The organism is bacterium (genome assembly GCA_004322275.1).
Classification (GTDB): domain Bacteria; phylum Desulfobacterota; class Deferrisomatia; order Deferrisomatales; family BM512; genus SCTA01.
The window spans coordinates 43,936-62,699 of sequence record SCTA01000021.1 but is presented as its reverse complement, the minus strand read 5'-3'; the positions used below and the strand labels follow the sequence as shown (position 1 = coordinate 62,699).

General features: G+C 60.2%; 13 protein-coding genes. 10 read left to right on the top strand and 3 right to left on the bottom strand.

Annotated elements, in window-relative coordinates; translation table 11 throughout:
* The first annotated feature begins 11 nt into the window (after window positions 1-11).
* The 10 genes from EPN96_06890 to EPN96_06845 all read left to right on the top strand — a co-directional run bounded on the left by EPN96_06890 (window position 12) and on the right by EPN96_06845 (window position 15,182).
* The gene (locus tag EPN96_06890) at window positions 12-1,958 is read left to right on the top strand and encodes a dihydropyrimidine dehydrogenase subunit A (protein TAL17099.1); all 1,947 of its coding nucleotides are present in this window, start codon (window positions 12-14) and stop codon (window positions 1,956-1,958) included.
* 30 nt (window positions 1,959-1,988) lie between these two features.
* A complete protein-coding gene (locus EPN96_06885; protein TAL17098.1) occupies window positions 1,989-4,664 on the top strand; it encodes a formate dehydrogenase subunit alpha in 2,676 nt (891 codons plus the stop codon).
* A 13-nt stretch (window positions 4,665-4,677) separates the two neighbouring features.
* Entirely contained in the window at window positions 4,678-5,676 is a 999-nt protein-coding gene (nuoH, locus tag EPN96_06880) for an NADH-quinone oxidoreductase subunit NuoH (GenBank protein ID TAL17097.1), read from the top strand.
* A 20-nt stretch (window positions 5,677-5,696) separates the two neighbouring features.
* A complete protein-coding gene (nuoI, locus tag EPN96_06875; protein TAL17096.1) occupies window positions 5,697-6,122 on the top strand; it encodes an NADH-quinone oxidoreductase subunit NuoI in 426 nt (141 codons plus the stop codon).
* Window positions 6,119-6,616: an NADH-quinone oxidoreductase subunit J gene (locus tag EPN96_06870; GenBank protein ID TAL17095.1), complete on the top strand. Its 498-nt coding sequence runs from the start codon at window positions 6,119-6,121 to the stop codon at window positions 6,614-6,616. The genes nuoI and EPN96_06870 overlap by 4 nt, the downstream gene beginning before the upstream one ends.
* A gap of 15 nt (window positions 6,617-6,631) precedes the next feature.
* The gene (nuoK, locus tag EPN96_06865) at window positions 6,632-6,934 is read left to right on the top strand and encodes an NADH-quinone oxidoreductase subunit NuoK (GenBank protein TAL17094.1); all 303 of its coding nucleotides are present in this window, start codon (window positions 6,632-6,634) and stop codon (window positions 6,932-6,934) included.
* 24 nt (window positions 6,935-6,958) lie between these two features.
* On the top strand, window positions 6,959-8,974 hold the full coding sequence (locus EPN96_06860) for an NADH-quinone oxidoreductase subunit L (GenBank protein ID TAL17093.1): 2,016 nt from the start codon (window positions 6,959-6,961) through the stop codon (window positions 8,972-8,974).
* A 22-nt stretch (window positions 8,975-8,996) separates the two neighbouring features.
* Window positions 8,997-10,547 (top strand): NADH-quinone oxidoreductase subunit M, encoded by a 1,551-nt coding sequence (locus tag EPN96_06855; protein ID TAL17092.1) that lies wholly within the window; start codon window positions 8,997-8,999, stop codon window positions 10,545-10,547.
* Between the two features lie 14 nt (window positions 10,548-10,561).
* The gene (locus tag EPN96_06850) at window positions 10,562-12,010 is read left to right on the top strand and encodes an NADH-quinone oxidoreductase subunit N (protein ID TAL17091.1); all 1,449 of its coding nucleotides are present in this window, start codon (window positions 10,562-10,564) and stop codon (window positions 12,008-12,010) included.
* 169 nt (window positions 12,011-12,179) lie between these two features.
* Complete coding sequence (locus EPN96_06845) at window positions 12,180-15,182, top strand: PAS domain S-box protein (GenBank protein TAL17090.1); 3,003 nt, start codon at window positions 12,180-12,182, stop codon at window positions 15,180-15,182.
* On the opposite strand, the gene EPN96_06840 is transcribed toward EPN96_06845, so the two are convergent.
* The 3 genes from EPN96_06840 to EPN96_06830 form a co-directional block, all read right to left on the bottom strand.
* The gene (locus EPN96_06840; GenBank protein TAL17089.1) at window positions 15,176-18,073 is read right to left on the bottom strand and encodes a hypothetical protein; all 2,898 of its coding nucleotides are present in this window, start codon (window positions 18,071-18,073) and stop codon (window positions 15,176-15,178) included. The two genes, EPN96_06845 and EPN96_06840, sit on opposite strands and share 7 nt — an antisense overlap.
* A gap of 120 nt (window positions 18,074-18,193) precedes the next feature.
* The gene (locus EPN96_06835) at window positions 18,194-18,472 is read right to left on the bottom strand and encodes a type II toxin-antitoxin system YafQ family toxin (GenBank protein TAL17088.1); all 279 of its coding nucleotides are present in this window, start codon (window positions 18,470-18,472) and stop codon (window positions 18,194-18,196) included.
* 3 nt (window positions 18,473-18,475) lie between these two features.
* Window positions 18,476-18,736 carry a type II toxin-antitoxin system RelB/DinJ family antitoxin gene (locus EPN96_06830; GenBank protein TAL17087.1) on the bottom strand — a complete coding sequence of 87 codons (261 nt, stop codon included), beginning with the start codon at window positions 18,734-18,736 and terminating at the stop codon, window positions 18,476-18,478.
* Between the last annotated feature and the right edge of the window lie 28 nt (window positions 18,737-18,764).

The following is an 18,764-nucleotide window of genomic DNA, read 5'->3' as shown; positions in this document are numbered from 1 at the left end:
GAGAGACATCCATGAGCGAACTCGTCTTTTCAAGCTGGGCCGGCGCAGGGGTAGACAGCAGGAAATCCCCCGCGACTGCCGACTCGGTAGCGCTTCCAAAAGACCTCGGCGACGGCACCGCCCTCTCCGCCGTAATGGGGTGGGACGGCATAGCCGTCTGGGGCGGGGCCGACGTGGTCGATCTCGCCAGGGCCTACGCCGAAGGGCTCTCGAAAAACTCCTGCGGGCAGTGCGTCCCGTGCAGGATAGGCTCCTCGGTTATCGAAGCCGCCCTCGGAAGAATCTGCGATGGAACGGGCACGAACGAAGACGTAGAAGCGGTGGGACACCTCGCCGGAAACCTCAGGGTCCAGGCTATGTGCGACCTCGGCCAGTCTTCGGGCAAAGCCCTTTTAGACCTCTACGAGAACTTCAGGGACGAAATGCTGGAGCGCGTGGCCCAGAAAAAGCCCGCGAAGAAGGGCGACTACGTGGTCGCCACCACCGCCCCCTGCAAGTCCGCCTGCCCGGCGCACCTCGAAATACCCGAATACGTCGAGCTCATCAAGAAGGGCCAGTTCGAGGAGAGCCTGAACCTTGTCCGGCGCGACAACTGCCTGCCCGGCACCATCGGCAGAATCTGCGTACGCCCCTGCGAATTCAACTGCAGGAGGCAAAACGTCGACGGCCCCATCCAGATAAAGTTCCTCAAACGCTTCGTCGCCGACTACGAGATAGAGAGAAACCGCCCGGTGCGCATCACCGCTCCCGAGAAGAAGGGCGCGAAGATCGCGATTGTCGGCGCGGGCCCGGCGGGACTCTCCTGCGCCTACTTCCTCGCGCAGCTCGGCTACGCTCCCGTTATCTTCGAGGCTCTCGGCGAGCCCGGCGGCATGGCCGCCGTGGGCATACCGGATTACCGCCTTCCCCGCGAGTTGCTCCGCCACGAGGTGGACATCATAAAAGACCTCGGCGTCGAGATACGCTACAACACCGACGTGGGCAAGGATATCTCGCTTGAAGACCTCACCGGCGGCGAATACCGCTCGGTCTTCATCGCGATAGGCGCCCGCCTCGGCACCTCGATGGGCGTTCCCGGCGAGGGCGACGAAATCACCGGCTTTTACAAGGGCGCCGACTACCTGCGCGACGTGGCCCTCGGCAAGAAAGTGTACGTAGGCGATACCGCGATAATCGTCGGGGGCGGCAACGTGGCCATCGACTGCGCCCGCACCGCCCTTCGCACCGGCTTTAAGAAGGTGAAGATAGTCTATCGCCGCTCCGAGGCCGAGATGCCCGCCGACAAGGTCGAGATAACCGACGCGAAGGCGGAAAACATCGAGATGGTGGTCCTCACCAACCCCAAGAAGATAGTCTCCGAAAGCGGCAAGGTCACCGGCGTCGAGGTCATAGACATGGAACTCGGCCCGCCCGACGCCTCCGGCAGGAGAAGCCCCATCGAAAAGGCGGGCTCCGAGCACATAATCGAAGCCGACTGCTGCATCATGGCCATCGGTCAGGCGATCGATCTTGGCCTTCTGTCCGGAGCCGAGGACATCAAGACTACGAAGTGGAAGACGATTTCGGTGCAGGGGCTCAACAAGCTCGCGGCGGTCCGCGGCAACGTCGGCGTCTTTTCCGGCGGCGACTGCGAGACCGGGCCTCTCACCCTTATAGCGGGGCTCGCGGCGGGCAAGGAAGCAGCCTTCCAGATAGACCGCTTCCTGCTCGAAGGCTCGACCCAGCCGATACGGGAGTGGGTCATAAACAAATACGTCGAATCACTCAAGCCCTATTCCAAAAAAGAGGACGTAGGGCAGCCGAAGAACTCCGAACCCGCGAAGATCCACCACCTTCCGGTGGCCGACCGGGTGACGAACACAAGAGAAGTGGAAATCGGGTTTACCCATGAGGAAGCGATCCGGGAGGCCGAAAGGTGCCTGCGTTGCTACCGTTTACTGGTAGCCGCGAAGGCCTGACGGTCCTTGGCGAGCTTTGGGGAAGGAACCATGATAAATCTTACGATAAACGGTACGCCAATAAAGGTGGAAGAGGGCCGCACGATACTCGAAGCGGCGAACGGGGCGAATATCAAAATCCCGACTCTTTGCTGGCTCGCGAAGCTGAGCCCGCTCGGCTCGTGCAGAATGTGCATGGTGGAGATCGAGGGGCTCAGAAAGCCCGTCGGCGCCTGCGACACTCTGGCGGCGGAAGGGATGGCGGTCACCACCGAGTCCTCCGCCCTCCACAAGATGCGGCAGGACGCCCTCAAGCTGCTGCTGATCAACCACCCGCTCGAATGCCCGGTTTGCGACAAGGGCGGCGAGTGCGACCTTCAGGACATCGTCTGGGAGTTCGGGATAACCGACCTGCCTTTCAGGGCGCCCCCGCCGAACCGCAACATGCCCGATCACTACATCTCCCCCTTCATCAAGCAGTGGCAGGACCGCTGCATCCTCTGCGGCCGCTGCGTGCGGGCCTGCAAGGAGGTAAAGGGGATAGGGTGCATAAAGATCACGGACAACGGCTTTAAGTCCTACATAGGCCCGGTGGAGGGAGTTGACTGCATCTGCTGCGGCGAATGCCTCTCCGTCTGCCCGGTAGGGGCGCTGACCGACGCGGTAATCGAGGAGAAGGCCAGAATCTGGCAGTCCAAGAGAACCACGACTACCTGCGGCTACTGCGGCGTCGGCTGCCAGTTCCAGTTCAACGCCCGCAACAACAGGATACTGCGCGTCACCACCACCGAGTTCTCCAGAAAGCCCAACTACGGGAGCCTCTGCGTAAAGGGGCGTTTCGGATGGGAGTTCGTCGGCCACGAGGACCGGCTCAAAGAGCCGCTGATACGCAAGAACGGGGAGCTTACCCCCGTAAGCTGGGACGAGGCGCTTACCTACGTCGCCGGAAGGCTCGGCGAAATAAAGGAAAAGCACGGCCCCGACGCGATTGCGGGGTTCACCAGCGCCCGCTGCACCAATGAAGACAATTACCTCTTCCAGAAATTCATCCGCGCGGTGGTAGGGACGAACAACGTCGACCACTGCGCACGCCTCTGACACAGCTCTACCGTGGCCGGTCTGGCCACAAGCTTCGGAAGCGGCGCGATGACGAACTCGATAGACGATCTGGCCGACAATACCGGCACCTTCCTCGTCATCGGCTCGAACACCACGGAAAACCACCCGATCATCGGCGACAGGGTAAAGAAGGCTATCACCAAGAGGGGCGCGAAGCTCATCGTCATAGACCCGAGGCGCATACCTCTGGTCAAATACGCCAACGTCTACCTCCAGGTGCCGCCCGGCTACAACATCCCGGTAATCGCGGCGATGATGAACGTGATTCTGGCCGAAGGGCTGGAAGACAAGGCGTACATCGCCGAGCGCTGCGAGGGTTTCGAGGAATTTCGGGCCTCCATAGAGAAGTTCACGCCCGAATCGGTGGCGGCGCTCACCGCCATCCCCGCCGAAGACATCAGAAAAGCCGCCAGAATCTATGCCGAGAGCGCCCCCGCCGCGATTCTCTACGCGATGGGCGTCACCCAGTTCACCGAGGGCACCGCCTCGGTGCGAAATCTGGCGAATCTCGCCATGCTCTGCGGCAACGTCGGGAAACCCGGCGGCGGAGTGAACCCGCTGCGCGGGCAAAACAACGTCCAGGGCGCCTGCGACATGGGCGGACTTCCCAACGTCTTTTCCGGCTACCAGTCCGTCGAGGACGAAACCCTCCGGGCGAAGTTCGAGAAGGCTTGGGGCGTCTCTCTTCCCGCGAAGCAGGGCCTGAAGCTGACGGAGGTCGGCCACGAGCTGGGCAAGAAGATAAAGGCCCTCTACGTGATGGGCGAAAACCCGATGCTCACCGACCCCGATCTCAGCCACATCGAAAAGGGCTTCGATTCGCTCGATCTTTTCGTCGTGCAGGACATCTTCCTCACCGAGACCGCCGCGAAAGCCCACGTCGTCTTCCCCTCCACCGCCTTCCCCGAGAAGGAGGGCACCTTCTCCAACACCGAGCGGCGCGTCCAGCGCGTGCGCAAGGTGGTGGAGCCGCCGGGGAGCGCGCGAAACGATTCCGAAATCATCTGCGCCCTTTCCTCCCGGATGGGCTACGACCTGGGTTCCCCGAGGGGACAGGACGTCTTCGCCGAGATAACCTCCCTCACTCCCAGCTACGCCGGACTGGATTACGGGCGGCTCGAAAAAGAGGGCATACAGTGGCCCTGCCCGGACAAGGCGCATCCAGGCACGGAGATACTCCACGTCGGCAAGATAGCCCGAGGCAAGGGTCTCTTCTCGGTGGTCTCCTTCGAGGGCCCGGCGGAAGCGCCGGACGAGCAGTACCCCTTCATCCTGACCACCGGGAGGGAGCAGGCCCATTACCATTCCGGCACCATGACCCGCAACTCGAAGAAACTGAGCGAGGTCTACCGCGAGGGTTTCCTCGAAATGAACCCCGCCGACGCAAAGGCGCTCTCCATCGTCACCGGAGACATAGTCTCCCTCTCTTCAAGGCGAGGGGAGATAACCTCGAAGGTGAAGGTGGTGGACACCATCGGCAAAGGCAAGCTCTTTATGACGTTCCATTACTGCGAATCGCCGGTCAACGTCCTGACCAACACCGCTAGCTGTCCCACGGCGAAAATACCGGAGCTGAAGGTTACCGCCGTCAGCGTCCGCAAGGTATAAGGAGGGTTTTACGGTGGAATATGTGATCGTAAGCCTTATAAAAGTCGTCGTGGTCTTCGCGGTGCTGCTCGGCTGCGTCGCTTACACCACGCTTCTTGAAAGAAAGGTGCTCGGCTGGATTCAGGTCCGCCACGGGCCAAACCGCGTCGGCCCCTGGGGTCTTTTGCAGCCGGTCTGCGACGGCCTGAAGTTCTTCTTCAAGGAGGACCTCGTCCCGGCAAACGTGGACAAGCCGGTCTTCATCCTCGCCCCGGTTATCTCGCTCATTCCGGCTATTTTAATCGTCGGCGCGATACCCTTCGGCGACACCGTCACCGTTTTCGGCCGCGAGATACGGCTGGCGATAGCGGACATAAACATCGGAATAATCTACATAATAGGACTCGCCGGAATCAGCGCCTACGGGCCGATGCTGGGCGGCTGGTCCTCCCGCAACCGCTACGGCCTTCTGGGTGCGATGAGAAGCGCGGCGCAGGGCATCAGCTACGAACTGGCGATGGGTCTAACCCTCGTAAGCGTGATAATGATCACGGGCACGATGTCGCTGACCAAGATCGTCGCTTACCAGCGCGAGTGGTGGCTCATCTTCAAGCAGCCGGTGGCCTTCGTTCTCCTCATCATCTGCGGCCTCGCCGAGATAAACCGCACCCCCTTCGACATGTCGGAGGCGGAGGCGGAGCTGGCCTGCGGCTTCAACATCGAGTACTCCTCGATGAAGTTCGCCCTCTTCTTCATGGCGGAATACGCGCACATGATTTCCCTGGCGGCGATAACCACCTGCCTCTTCCTGGGCGGCTGGAACCTCCCCTTCGGCATAGAGCTTCCCTTCGTGCCCAAGATACTGATCTTCATGGGCAAGGTCTTCGCTCTGGTCTTCTTCTTCATCTGGGAGCGCGGCACCTTCCCGCGCCTCCGCTACGACCAGATAATGCACCTCGGGTGGAAGTGGATGATGCCCATCGCGATCATAAACCTTCTCCTGACTGCGGCTGTCAGCCTCTTTACAGCGTAAGCGGAAGGAGAGAGAAAAAGATGAAGGCCATATTCGATACCCTCATCCCGCTCATAAAGGGGATGATGAAGACCTTCGGGTACATCTTCACAAAGCCCATAACCTACCAGTACCCGGAGCAGAAAAGGGAAGTTAGCGACAGATGGCGCGGACTTCACCGGCTCAAGACCGAAAACGGCAAGATAAAGTGCGTCGCCTGCGGCCTTTGCGAGGTGGTTTGCCCCGCCAACGTCATCTCGGTGGACAGGAAAATGACCGACGACGGGCGCTCCTTCCCGTCGCGCTTCGACGTAGAGGTCACCCGGTGCATCTTCTGCGGCTACTGCCAGGAAGCCTGCCCCAAGGACGCGATCGAACTTACCCGCAACTACGAGTTCTGCGATTACAGGCGTCAGGATTTTCACATGACGCGCGACCAGCTTGTCGCTACGGAGAGTAAGCGATGATAGTGCTTTTCTATATTTTCGCCGCCCTTGCGGTGATCGCGGCGGTAGGGGTCCTTATCTCGAAGCAGCCCCTGCACTCCGCCCTCTGCATGCTGGGAACGATGATCTGCCTCGCGGTCATCTTCCTCCTGAACCACGCCGACTTCATTGCCGCCGTTCAGATAGCGGTCTACGCCGGGGCGGTGATGATGCTGGTCATCTTCGTCATCTTCCTCATAGACATGGGGCAGGAGTCGGACAGAAAGCGCGCCAACGCCTTCCTCGGCATAGGGATACTTACCGGCCTCATGGTCTTCGGCGTGCTGACGGCTTTCGTCAAGGCGCCCTTCACCGGCAGGGGCGACATGAGCGAAGCGGCGCTGCTAAAGCAGGGGAGCGTCGAATTTCTTGCCGACAAGCTCTTCGGGCCGTACCTCCTTCCCTTCGAGGTCGCCTCGATCCTGCTGCTCGTAGGCCTCGTGGGCGCGGTCGCCCTGGCCAAGAAGAAACTCTAAGGCGGGAGAATAACGATGATACCTTTTGAACACTCGATGCTGCTCTCCGCCCTGCTCTTCGGTATAGGCGCTATCGGCCTCTTCGTCAGGAGAAACATTCTGGTTCTTCTGATGTGCGTCGAACTGATGCTGAACGCCGTGAACCTCGCCTTCGTCGCAGCTTCCGACCACCTCGATTCCGCGGAGGGGCTGATCTACGTCTTCTTCGTGATAACGGTGGCCGCAGCCGAGGCGGCGGTGGGGCTTGCAATAGTCGTGAACCTGTACCGGTACCGCAAGACGGTCTACGCCGAGGACATCAACCTTTTAAAGGGTTGAACCAGGCCCCGGGAGGATATTTAGATGCTTGAGTATATCTGGCTCATTCCATTTTTTCCCATGCTTGGGGCGTTCATAAACGGCGTCTTCGGCAAGAAGTGGGGTCACGGCGCGGTCAACGCGGTCGCCTGCGGCTCCATCTTCCTTTCCTTCCTCGTCTCGGTGGGGGCCTTCATAGGGCTTATGGGGCTCGACCCGTCCCACAGGTTCCACGAACAGGTTCTCTTCACCTGGATACAGGCGGGCTCCACGAAGATCGACCTCGGGTATCTTATCGATCCCTTAAGCTCGGTAATGACCCTGATCGTCACCGGCGTCGGCTTTCTGATCCACGTCTACTCCACCGGCTACATGCACCACGACAAGGGGTACACCCGCTTCTTCACCTACCTCAACCTCTTTTGCTTCGCGATGCTCACGCTGGTGCTGGGCAACTCCTTTCTGGTCCTCTTCGTGGGTTGGGAAGGCGTCGGCCTCTGCTCCTACCTCCTCATCGGCTTCTGGTTCGACGATATGGCCAAGGCCACTGCGGGCATGAAGGCCTTCGTGGTCAACCGCATAGGCGACTTCGGCTTTCTCATCGCGATGTTCATGATCTTCCAGAACTTCGGCACCCTTAACTTCCGCGAGGTGATGAACAGCGCACCCAACGTCCTTCTCTACGGCGGAGCGACGGTCACGGCGATCTGCCTTCTCCTCTTCGTCGGCGCGACCGGCAAGTCCGCGCAGATTCCCCTCTACGTATGGCTTCCCGACGCGATGGCGGGCCCCACCCCGGTCTCCGCCCTCATCCACGCCGCCACGATGGTCACCGCGGGCGTCTACATGATAGGCCGCTGCAACATCATGTTCTCTATGGCACCGGCGGCGATGGCCACCGTAGCCACCGTCGGCGCGCTCACCGCCCTCTTCGCGGGGTCGATAGCGCTGGTGCAAAACGACATAAAGAAGGTCCTCGCCTACTCGACGGTAAGCCAGCTCGGCTACATGTTTCTCGCAATGGGCGTCGGGGCTTACGTCGCGGGCATCTTCCACCTGATGACCCACGCCTTCTTCAAGGCCTGCCTTTTCCTCGGCTCCGGCTCCGTAATCCACGGGATGCACGACCAGCAGGACATGAGGCACATGGGCAACCTTCGGAAGTACATGCCTCACACCTACAAGACCTTCCTCATCGCGACGATAGCGATTGCGGGCATACCTCCGCTGGCGGGCTTCTTCTCCAAGGACGAGATTCTCTGGATGGCCTTCTCCCGCGGCTTCAAGCTCCAGTGGCTGCTCGGCTTCATCGCGGCGGGCGTAACGGCCTTCTACATGTTCCGCCTGGTCTTCATGACCTTCTTCGGCAAGGAGAAGTTCGACCACCACCACGTCCATCCGCACGAGTCTCCCGCCTCGATGTACGTTCCCCTCTACGTGCTTGCCGGGCTCTCGATAGTCGGCGGCTGGGTGGGGATTCCCGAGGCCCTCGGCGGCTCCAACATGTTTCACCACTGGCTGGCCCCGGTGCTCGATTCCAGCGCAGCCCACGTCGCGGTTAGGGAAGCGGCCAACATGGTCGGCAGCGGCGGGCTCGGAGTGGCCTCGGCCTTCGCGGGTGGCCACGAAGCGGCCGCGGAAGCCGGACACGCGGCAGCGGCGGGCGGCGGCCACGACTTCACCGAGTACCTTCTGATGTTCATGTCCGTCGGCTACGCCCTCGCCGGAATACTCGTCGCCGTCTACCTCTACATAAAGCGCCCCGAGATACCCGCGAAGATCGCGGCCTCCGCCAAGGGCGTCTACACCCTCCTCTACAACAAGTATTTCGTGGACGAGATATACGGAGCGGTCTTCGTAGGCGGCTGCGTCGGGCTCGCCAACCACTTCTGGAAGTTCTGGGACGTGGTGGTCATCGACGGCCTCGTAAACGGCGTCGCCGGCGCGGTGCGCACGGTGGGATCGATCTTAGCCAAACTACAAAACGGCCAGGTACAGGCCTATGCCCTGACGATAGCCGCCGGCGCGGTGGCCCTCGTCCTGCTGGTGGCCGCGTTCTAGCCGCGGGATAAGGAGAGAGAGAATGATCCTGACGATACTCGCCTTTTTGCCGCTGATAGGCGCAATAGCCATCCTCCTGATGAAGGAGGAATCTACCGGCGCGATACGGGGGTTCGCCCTCTTCACGGCCTGCGTCAATTTTGTAATCAGCCTTCCGCTGCTCTTCGGTTTCGACAGCGCGAAGGCCGGGATGCAGTACGTGGAGAAAGTCGACTGGATACCCTCGCTGGGCATCTCGTATCACCTCGGCATAGACGGCATAAGCCTCTGGCTGGTGATGCTGACCACCTTCCTCTCGGTCATCTGCATCCTCTCTTCCGGGTCGGTGGAAAAGAAGCTGAAACAGTACATGTTCTTCTTCCTTCTCCTCGAAACCGGGATGATCGGAGCGCTTGCGAGCCTCGACCTCTTCCTCTTCTACATCTTCTGGGAGGCGATGCTCATCCCGATGTACTTTCTCATTGGCGTCTGGGGGGGCAAGGAGCGCATTTACGCCGCCGTGAAGTTCTTCATCTTCACGATGGTCGGCTCGCTGCTGATGCTGGTCGCGATAATCGCCCTCTACTACCTCAATATAAAGGCGGGCAACCCGGCCACCTTCAACATTCTGGAACTCTACAAGCTGCCGATAGCCCCGAGCGTCCAGATGGTGATGTTCATGGCCTTCGCGCTCGCCTTTGCCATAAAGGTGCCGATGTGGCCTGTCCACACCTGGCTGCCCGACGCCCACACGCAGGCCCCGACGGCGGGCTCCGTCATTCTGGCGGGCGTCCTTCTGAAGATGGGGTGCTACGGCTTCCTTCGCTTCGCCATGCCGCTCTTTCCCAACGCGGTCGTCGCCGCCACCCCCTTCATGATGACGCTGGCCGTTGTCGGCATAATCTACGGCGCCCTCGTCGCGATGGTGCAAAAAGACGTAAAGAAGCTGGTCGCCTACTCCTCCGTCTCCCACCTCGGGTACGTCATGCTCGGCATCTTCGCCCTGAACGCGCAAGGAGTGGTCGGCGGCCTCTACCAGTCGCTGAACCACGGCATCTCCACCGGCGCGCTCTTCCTTCTGGTCGGCGTAATCTACGAGCGCAGGCACACCCGCATGATAGAGGATTTCGGCGGGCTGGCCCGCCAGATGCCCTACTACGCGACGATCTTCCTCATAATCACCATGAGCTCGATCGGCCTTCCCGGGCTAAACGGCTTCGTGGGCGAGTTCCTCATAATGATGGGAGCTTACCTCTCATCGCCGATAGCAGCCATCTTCGCCGCCTCGGGCGTCATACTGGCGGCGGGCTACATGCTGTGGATGTACCGCAGGGTGTTTTTCGGACCGCTTGAAAACGAGGCCAACAAGAACCTTACGGACCTTACCGGTCTTGAGTGGGGCTATCTCATGCCGATGGTGATTCTGGCCTTCTGGATGGGAATCTACCCCGCGACCTTCACCTCGAAGATGGAGCCCACGATTACCGCGTGGCTTTCACATATCGAGACGAAGAAGATAGCCTGCATGGAACTTGAGCCCGTCAAAAACCCCGTCGCTTCTCTCTTTAGCGGCGCCGAAACGCTCCGCAAGTAACGGGAGGGATTTTTATGACCTTTCAGATGTCGGATATTTCACTGATAACGCCGGAAATCGTCCTCACTCTGACGGCGCTTCTGGTGCTCCTCGTCGAAGCCTTCCGCCCCGGCGCGGGCAGAAGCGACACGACCTGGCTCTCGATCATCGGCGTTCTTGTCGCCGCCGCCTTCGCCCTCGGCCAGTTCGGGGAGAAGAAGCTCGGCTTTTCCGGGATGCTTTCAATCGACAGCTACTCGGCCTTCTTCAAGCTGATCTTCTGCTCCATCGGTCTCCTCTGTTTCCTTATCTCCGACGGGTTCATGAAGAGCGAGGAATACGAGCACGGCGAGTTTCACGCCCTGATGCTCATGTCCATGACGGGCATGATGCTGATGGCAAGCTCCAACCACCTCCTCATGATGTTCCTCGGCCTGGAGACGATGTCGATAGCCATCTACGCCCTGGCCGGTTACATGAGAACCAAAGAGGGCATGGAGTCGAGCTTCAAGTACTTTCTCCTCGGCGGCGCTTCCTCGGCCTTTCTCCTTTACGGGATCGCGCTTCTCTACGCCTCCACCGGCACCACGCAGATAGACCTTCTCTTCAACCATTTCGCCGCGCAGGGCGGGATGACCCATTCCCCGATGGCGCTGGCGGGAATAGCCCTCATCGCCGGAGGTTTCGCCTTCAAGGTGGCGGCCTTCCCCTTCCACGTCTGGACACCCGACGTCTATCAGGGAGCGCCCACCCCCGTGACCGCCTTCATGGCCACCGGCGTCAAGGCTGCGGCCTTCGCGGCTTTCTTCCGCATTTTCCTCGTCGCCTTCCCTGCCTCCGTCGAAAGCTGGAGCGGGGCGCTCTGGATTATCGCGGTTCTCACCATGACGATGGGCAACCTCGCCGCGCTGGTGCAAAAAGACATAAAGCGCATGCTCGCCTACTCCTCCATCGCGCACGCCGGGTATCTGCTGGTCGCGATGGTCACGGCCACCGCCGACGCAGGAACGGGGCTTCTCTTCTACCTCTTCTCCTACGCCTTCATGAACATCGGCGCTTTTGCCTGCGTAATCATGCTCGGCAGGAAGGGCGACCAGAGGACCACGCTCGACGACTACGCCGGAATCGGCTTTAAAAAGCCCCTTTTAGCCGCCGCCCTCACCGTCTTCATGTTCTCGATGGCGGGAATACCCCCGACGGCGGGTTTCATCGGCAAGTTCCTGATCTTCAAGGCGGCCATCAAGCAGGGCTACATCTGGCTGGCCGTCCTCGGCGTGCTTAACTCCGCCGCCAGCGTCTACTACTACCTTCGGGTGCTCGTGTACATGTACTTCAAGGAGCCCGGCGAAAAGGCGGACGAGCCCCTTCGCGCCGGAGGTCTCATCGCCCTTGCCACAACCATAGCCGTCGTGGTTATCCTCCTCCTCGGCATGGTTCCGGGCGCGATGGTGGAGTTGGCGCAGGCGGCGGCTTCAAAGTTCTAGCTTCACTTTACCCCGGTTTTAAAGGGCTCCCTCGCGGAGCCCTTTTTTATTGGACGGAATTTACGAAACAGGAACAAAAAAGGAGTTATCCGGTAACGAACAAAAAAAGTTCTGTTACAATTATCCTGCACAGGTTTTTTTGGCGCATTGCTTTTTACAGGGGCGCGGTTTGCAGGGTGAGCGGAAGGTTCTCTTCTGTGTTTTTGTCGCGGCGTTTACCGCCGCGCTTTTCCTTTTTGCGGGGCAGGCCCGCGCCTCGCAAAAAAATGTCCTTCTGATTAATTCCTACCACAAAGGGTTCGAGTGGACCGACCGGCTGACCGGGGGCATCGAAAAGGGGCTTTCCGAAAGCACCCCTGAAATCAGCCTTTTCACCGAATATCTCGACACCAAAAGAATCAGCGGCGAACTCCACTTCGACCATATCGAAACGCTCTTCGCCAACAAATTCCGGAAAATGAAGTTCGACCTGATAATCACGGCCGACGACGACGCCCTGAATTTTTTGTACAACCGGGCTCACCGGCTCTTCCCCGGCGTCCCCGTTGTTTTCTGCGGCCTGAGCGGTTACAGCCCGCGGTACCGGGAAAAAATTCCAGAGCTTACGGGAATAGTCCAGGCTCTCGGCGTAAGGGAGACCCTGGAGCTGGCGCTCTCCACGCACCCGTCGGCCAATTCCCTATACATAATCAATGACCGCACGCAGACCGGCGAAAGCAGGCAGGAGCAGTACCTTTCGGCCGTCAAAAACCTGAGCCGTCCGGTAAAAGTCGAGTTTTTGCGCGACTATTCGATGGACGAGCTTATCCGGAAGCTCGCGAGCCTCCCGCCCGGCGGCGTCATAATCCTCCACAGCTTCACCCGGGACCGGCTGGGGCAGGTTTACAACCAGCAGGCGGCCACCGCCATGCTTTCAGAGGCGGCCCCGCTCCCAATCTATACCTGTACCGACGGGAAGGTCGGCTACGGGGCTGTCGGAGGCTGCGTCAGCGAGGGAATGAGCCACGGCCTTGAGACGGCGAAGATGGCCTTGCGCGTGCTTCACGGCGAAAAGCCCTCGTCCATACCGGTGGTCGAAAACGGCATTAACCCGCCGAGCTTCGATCAGAGGCAGCTCGACCGCTTCGGAATAAGCGCTTTCGGGCTTCCAAAGGGAAGCACCATCTATTTCAGGCCGAAGACCATACTGGCCGAGTTCGCGCTGGAGACCGCCGTGGCCGTCACGGTCATAACTCTCCTCTTTCTCCTGGTCGTCGTGCTTGGGGTAAACATCGGCAGGCGTTCGAGAGCCGAAAAAGCGCTGCTCCGTAGCGAAAAGAGGTACCGCGAGCTGGCCGAACTCCTGCCCCTGGTGGTCTTTGAAACCGATCTTCGGGGCCGCATAACCTATCTCAACCGCTTCACCTTTCACCTTTTCGACTACACGCCCGAGGACATCAGAAAAGGGCTGAAGATTTTTGACGTCGTCGAGGAGGGGAAAAAAGACGAGGTCATGCGGAATTTCGCCGGAAGGCTCAGGGGCGAGCTTGGCGAACCGAGGGAATACCGGCTCTTGATGAAGAACAAATCCTTCGTGGACGCTCTGGCCTATGCCATACCTATCGTAGAGGAGGACCGAACCGTCGGCGTGCGCGGGGTAATGATCGACATAACCGGCAGGAAGCGCACCGAAGAGCGCCTTTCCCAGCTGGCGCAGGTGGTGGAGCAGGCCACCGAAGAGGTGGTGATCACCGACGCGAGAGGGGTTATAACCTACGTAAACTCCTCCTTTGAAAAGACGACCGGCTACGTGGCTGCGGAGGTTCTCGGCAAGTCCCCCTCGGTTTTAAAGAGCGGGGAACACGACGACGCCTTTTACAAAGATCTCTGGACGACCATAAAGGCGGGCAGGGAGTGGGCCGGGAGATTTCACAACCGCAGGAAGGATGGAAAACTCTTTTACGAGGACGCGGTCATCTTCCCCATACGCTCCCTTTCGGGGGAGATAACGGGCTACGCGGGCATCAAGCGGGACGTGACCGAGGAGGTCGAGCTTGAAAACCTCATGGCCCAGTCAAAGAAGATGGAGGCGCTCGGCACCCTCGCGGGCGGAATCGCTCACGACTTCAACAACATACTCTCCGCGATAATCGGCTACGCCGAACTGGAGCTTAAGGACGCCCCCACGGGAGAGAGGCTGCACAAAAACCTCTCGTCGATACTGGCTGCCGGCGGTCGCGCCGAGCAGTTGGTGAGGCAGATTCTCGCCTTCAGCCGTTCCCGCAGCACCCAAAAAGAGATAGCCGATCCCGCCGAGATCGCCATCGAAGCCCTGAGCTTCATGCGCGCCACCCTTCCCTCCACGGTGGAGATAGAGACATACTTCAACTGCCCCAAAAGCGTCTTTATCGATCCTGTCCAGCTCCATCAGGTCATCACCAATCTCTGCGCGAACGCCGGGCTGGCGATGCGAAAGTCCGGGGGCATCCTCCGGGTCGCGGTGGACTGCGTGAGCGAGGCCGCCGCCGGGGCACAGGAAAGCGGCTGGGGGTACGTGCGGATAACCGTCTCGGATACCGGGTGCGGAATACCGCCGGGGACCCTGGACCGCATCTTCGACCCCTTCTTCACCACCCGTGAGGGAGGCGAAGGGACGGGCATGGGGCTGGCGGTGGTCCACGGCATAGTCACCGGTAACGGCGGCTCCTTCAAGGTCGAAAGCGAAGTGGGGCAAGGATCGAAGTTTTACGTCTACCTGCCTGCGGTGGAGCGGATGCCAAAATCAAAGGAAGGCAAAAAAGTCCAGCCTTTCGGCGGTAAAGAGAGGGTAATGCTGGTAGACGACGAAAAATCCCTGACCGAGCTTTCAGTCGAGGCGCTGAAAGGGTACGGCTACGACGTGACGGGTTTTACCAGTTCCGCAAGCGCCCTCGATGCTTTCAGGGCGGATCCGGACCTCTTCAAGGCGGTAATCACCGACATGACGATGCCGGGAATCACGGGCGACCGGCTGACCCGTGAAATACTGGCTCTTCGGCCCCGGACGCCGGTGATAATCGTCACCGGCTTCTCGGACAGGCTCTCCGGGGAGCGCGCCGCACAGCTTGGCGCCTCGGCCTTCCTCTACAAGCCCCTCCGCATGGCGGAACTTGCCGCCGCAGTCCGCTCAGGCATCGACAAGGCCAATCAATAAGGGATGAGGACGCGGAAATAAATTCCCTCCTCCCCGTCCTCGTCAAAGCCGTGGGCGTAGCCGACCGCGACGGTGATGGGAAGGTAGTAGCCGAGCACCGTCTCTATTCTGGCCTCACCCCCCGCGCTTCGCCGCCACTGGCCGTCCCCGCCTTCAAGCACCCTCCCGGCGTCGTAGAATATTGCCCCGTAAAACCTGTCCAGGAAGAAAGGTGCGTCGTCTATCCCCCTGTAGATTTTCGCGAGCGGGAAGAGGTATTCGGCGCTTCCCGCGAAGACCGCCGTGCCTTCGTCAACCTTGTACCCGTAGCCGCGCAGGGGAAATTCACCTTCGCCTCCGAGCTGGAAGAGAGACTGGAGGGTCTGGTCGCCGCGCCCTATCCCCAAAATTCCCTTGAGGTCGAAGGCGGTGCGGTAGGGAAGGCGAAAATACTCGCTCCATTTGACCAGTCCCTCCCGGCTGTCCCGCTCGGAGCCGAGCGCTTCGCCTCGCACCCTCGCCTCAAGCTCGACGCGCCTCCCGCCCAGCGGCCCGAGGGTATAGAAGGTAGCGTAGGGAAGGGTGGAATCGTAGGCAAGTCCGGCGTGAAGATAGCTCTGCCTCCCCCTGAAGGGCCGGTCGAGAAGGGAACCGTTCCCGCCGAGGTCTTCCTCGACGCGGCTCAGCGACCCCACCCTCTCGTAAGCGAAACCCAGACTCACGCTGGTGTCTCGAAAGACATTTGAAAGGCTCAGCTCTCCGGTCAGGTCTACGAGGATGTTCTCCTCCCAGTAGTCGTAGTCTGCGGAGGAGGTTTCGAGGAGTCCCGCGTAGGCGGCGGGCAGTTTGACCGCCGAGAGGGTGAACTTCGGGTACCAGACGTCGTTTATGTAGGTAAAAAGGTAGTAGGGGCGATCGAGGCCGCTGGACCAGAACGCCGAGAGTCCGTAAGCCTGTTTCCCGAGGGAGTCCTGACCGGCGGTGAAGAGGCCGGGGGCGTTCCCCGCGTTGTCGAAGGCCATGTCGGGCAGCCAGAAATGGGGAGGGAGCTTTCTTAGAGGCGAATAGGGTTCGTCGCTGGCTCCGGGGGGAAGTTCCCTGGGCAAAGCCGCCTGGCCCCCCATGGGAAGCCCTTCGAGCAGCACCTTGCCCGCGTTTTCGTTCAGCGCGTCGGAGTATTTGAGAAGCGCGAGGTCGAAACCCTTCGAGGAGTAGGAGGAAAACACTATATTTGCCCCGTCCGGCGACCAGCCGCCCTCGAAAGCCCCGCCGACCAGCCGCGTGAGCCTCCTGAAATTATCCTCGTGAACAGTCATTTCGTAGAGGTCGAAAACGCCGGTCTTGTCCCAGCTGAAGAGGAGTTTTTTAGAGTCCGGGCTGAAGGAGGGGAAACCCGCCCGTGAATCCGGAGGGGTCAGCAGATAGGTTTTCCCGGTCTCCATGTTCATGAGGGCCAGCCGGTCTTTTTCTCCGGGGAGCTTGCGGGAGAAGGCGAGGAAGCTGCCGTCGGGGGAGAGGGCGGGGCCGTCGTAGCGGGCTCCGGACTCCGAAAGAAGAACCTTTTCCACCGCCTTCCCCATTTCGACGGTGAAGGTCGAGAGGTGCTGGTTCGGCCCGTCGAGAAAGACTCCCGCCAGCAGTTTCCCGCCGTTTGCGCTTGTAACGTAGCGGATGCGCTCTCCGGCGGTGAGACGCACTTCGTCCCCGCCGGGTTTTACCGAGTACAGGTCTGAATAAAGGAGCCCTCCCGCCCAGGGCTTTTGAAGCTCCTGCCGGGTGTAAAGGATCGAACCCTCCGGGCCGGAAGTTGTGGTGAAGGAGGAGTGGGGGCGAAGAGCCAGAATTCCGGTCTCGCCGGTTGCAGGGTCTAGGAGACTCAGCCGCATCGACTCCTCGGGGTTTCTCTGCGAGTAGACAATCCTGCCGTCGGGGAGGTAGCGCGGCGCTCCCGCGCCGTAAGCCGAACGGGTGAGGGGAGTCACCGGGGTCAGCCCCTCTTTTGTCAGACTTTCGACAACGGGCGAATACTCCGCGTAGAGACCCGCGACCATCTCGTCGTAGAGGCCGGGGTACTCCTTGCCGGTAACGTCCCTCACCGCCCGGTCGATGGCGTAGGGGACACGGCCGGAGTGCTGTCTGGTGAGGGAGCCGATGGTCTTCTCGCCGTGGTTTTCCCCGGCGGTATCAAGCAGCCGTTCGCCGTAGACGTAAGGCGCGGACCAGGAGGGCCACTCCGGGTAGTAGCCGATGAAGCGGTCTAGCGGCGGGACGTTGTTCTCGGCCACCGCGTTTCTAAAGATCATCCCGTAATAAGTAGAATTGCGCCTCCCCGCGCCGTCGAGGTCCGACTCGGCGTTCACCGCCGCGCCCTCGTGAAACCAGGAGGGCAAAAAGATATTTGGCGGAGCCGCTACAAGCCACGAGAGAATCCCCACGCCGGAAAGGGGCGGAATGGGTCCCTCGCCGAAGATCCTTCCCGTGACCTTCGAGTAGCCGCGTCTCGCGCTCATCGTGAAGATGTGCGCCAGTTCGTGGGAAAAGACCGACTTTAGCCAGTCGTTGTAGTCCGCTATGGGGGAGAGAAACTCCGGGTCTACCGCGTAAATGACGATCTGCTTGAAGGGCAGGACGGTCGCGTAGCCGTTGGCGAGATCGGTGTTGTCAACGAGGGTGACTTCCACCGGAGAGGAAAGGGGAAAGCCGTAAGCGGCCTCCAGAGAGTTGTAGATACCCTCCGCCGCTCCCGCGAGGTGAAAAGCCTCCGGTGCGAGGGGCTCTGGGTAATTGATGAAAAAATGGGTCGTCGAAACGGTGCGCCATTCGAGGGCGGGGTCGTAAACCGCGCAAAACCCGTTACCCGCCAGGAGAAGAGCGAAAAGCGCCGCCGCCGCAAACCTTCGTAAAGTAGCCATCCCGCCTCCCTTGACATGAACAGTGCACGCCAAAGTTTAGCACTTAGGAAAGAGACGGCGACAGGGATTAGTCAGTTGTGCAGGGCGGGCTCGGTCCGTCAATTTACAACTTGCCGGGCTTCAGCGGAAGAGGTCGGAGTGGGTTCCTGTGCGCTCGAAACATATTGAGGCGTCGCCCTCAAAAATCCGGTAGATTAAAAGCCAGTCCGGCTCGATGTGGCACTCCCGGTGCCTGATCCAGTTGCCTGATAACGAGTGGTCCCTGTATCTGGCGGGAAGTTGTTCCCCATCTATGAGTAATCCCAAGACGGTCTCCAACGCGGACACCTCCCTCCCGCGCTTTTTCATCAGTTTGACGTCGCGCCTGAACTGCCCGGTAAAAGAGGGCGTGCGGGACACGGCCTAGATTCCGAGTTTTTTGAAAAGGTCTTTCTTGTCCGCGGCTACCGTCACCTCTTCGCCGCGCTCGCTCTTTTCCAGAGTCTTGGCCGTCAGCGCATTCGGTACGCGAACCTCAAAAGGGAGCGCTTTTTCGATCGCCACGCGGGTGAGGAATACGCGGACGGCATCCGAGACAGAAAGCCCCATCGCTTCGAGAGCCTCGGCCGCCTTCTCTTTAACTTCTTCGTCCACCCTTACGTGAACCATCGTCGTAGTCGACATGCAATCTCCTCTTTGAAAGCCTGAGATA

Coding starts and splice junctions, on each gene's coding strand:
- EPN96_06855 (TAL17092.1), top strand. CDS start 8,997: ATGATCCTGACGATACTCGCCTTTTTGCCGCTGATAGGCGCAATAGCC.
- EPN96_06840 (TAL17089.1), bottom strand. CDS start 18,073: ATGGCTACTTTACGAAGGTTTGCGGCGGCGGCGCTTTTCGCTCTTCTC.
- EPN96_06860 (TAL17093.1), top strand. CDS start 6,959: ATGCTTGAGTATATCTGGCTCATTCCATTTTTTCCCATGCTTGGGGCG.
- EPN96_06870 (TAL17095.1), top strand. CDS start 6,119: ATGATAGTGCTTTTCTATATTTTCGCCGCCCTTGCGGTGATCGCGGCG.
- EPN96_06890 (TAL17099.1), top strand. CDS start 12: ATGAGCGAACTCGTCTTTTCAAGCTGGGCCGGCGCAGGGGTAGACAGC.
- EPN96_06850 (TAL17091.1), top strand. CDS start 10,562: ATGACCTTTCAGATGTCGGATATTTCACTGATAACGCCGGAAATCGTC.
- nuoK (TAL17094.1), top strand. CDS start 6,632: ATGATACCTTTTGAACACTCGATGCTGCTCTCCGCCCTGCTCTTCGGT.
- EPN96_06830 (TAL17087.1), bottom strand. CDS start 18,736: ATGTCGACTACGACGATGGTTCACGTAAGGGTGGACGAAGAAGTTAAA.
- nuoI (TAL17096.1), top strand. CDS start 5,697: ATGAAGGCCATATTCGATACCCTCATCCCGCTCATAAAGGGGATGATG.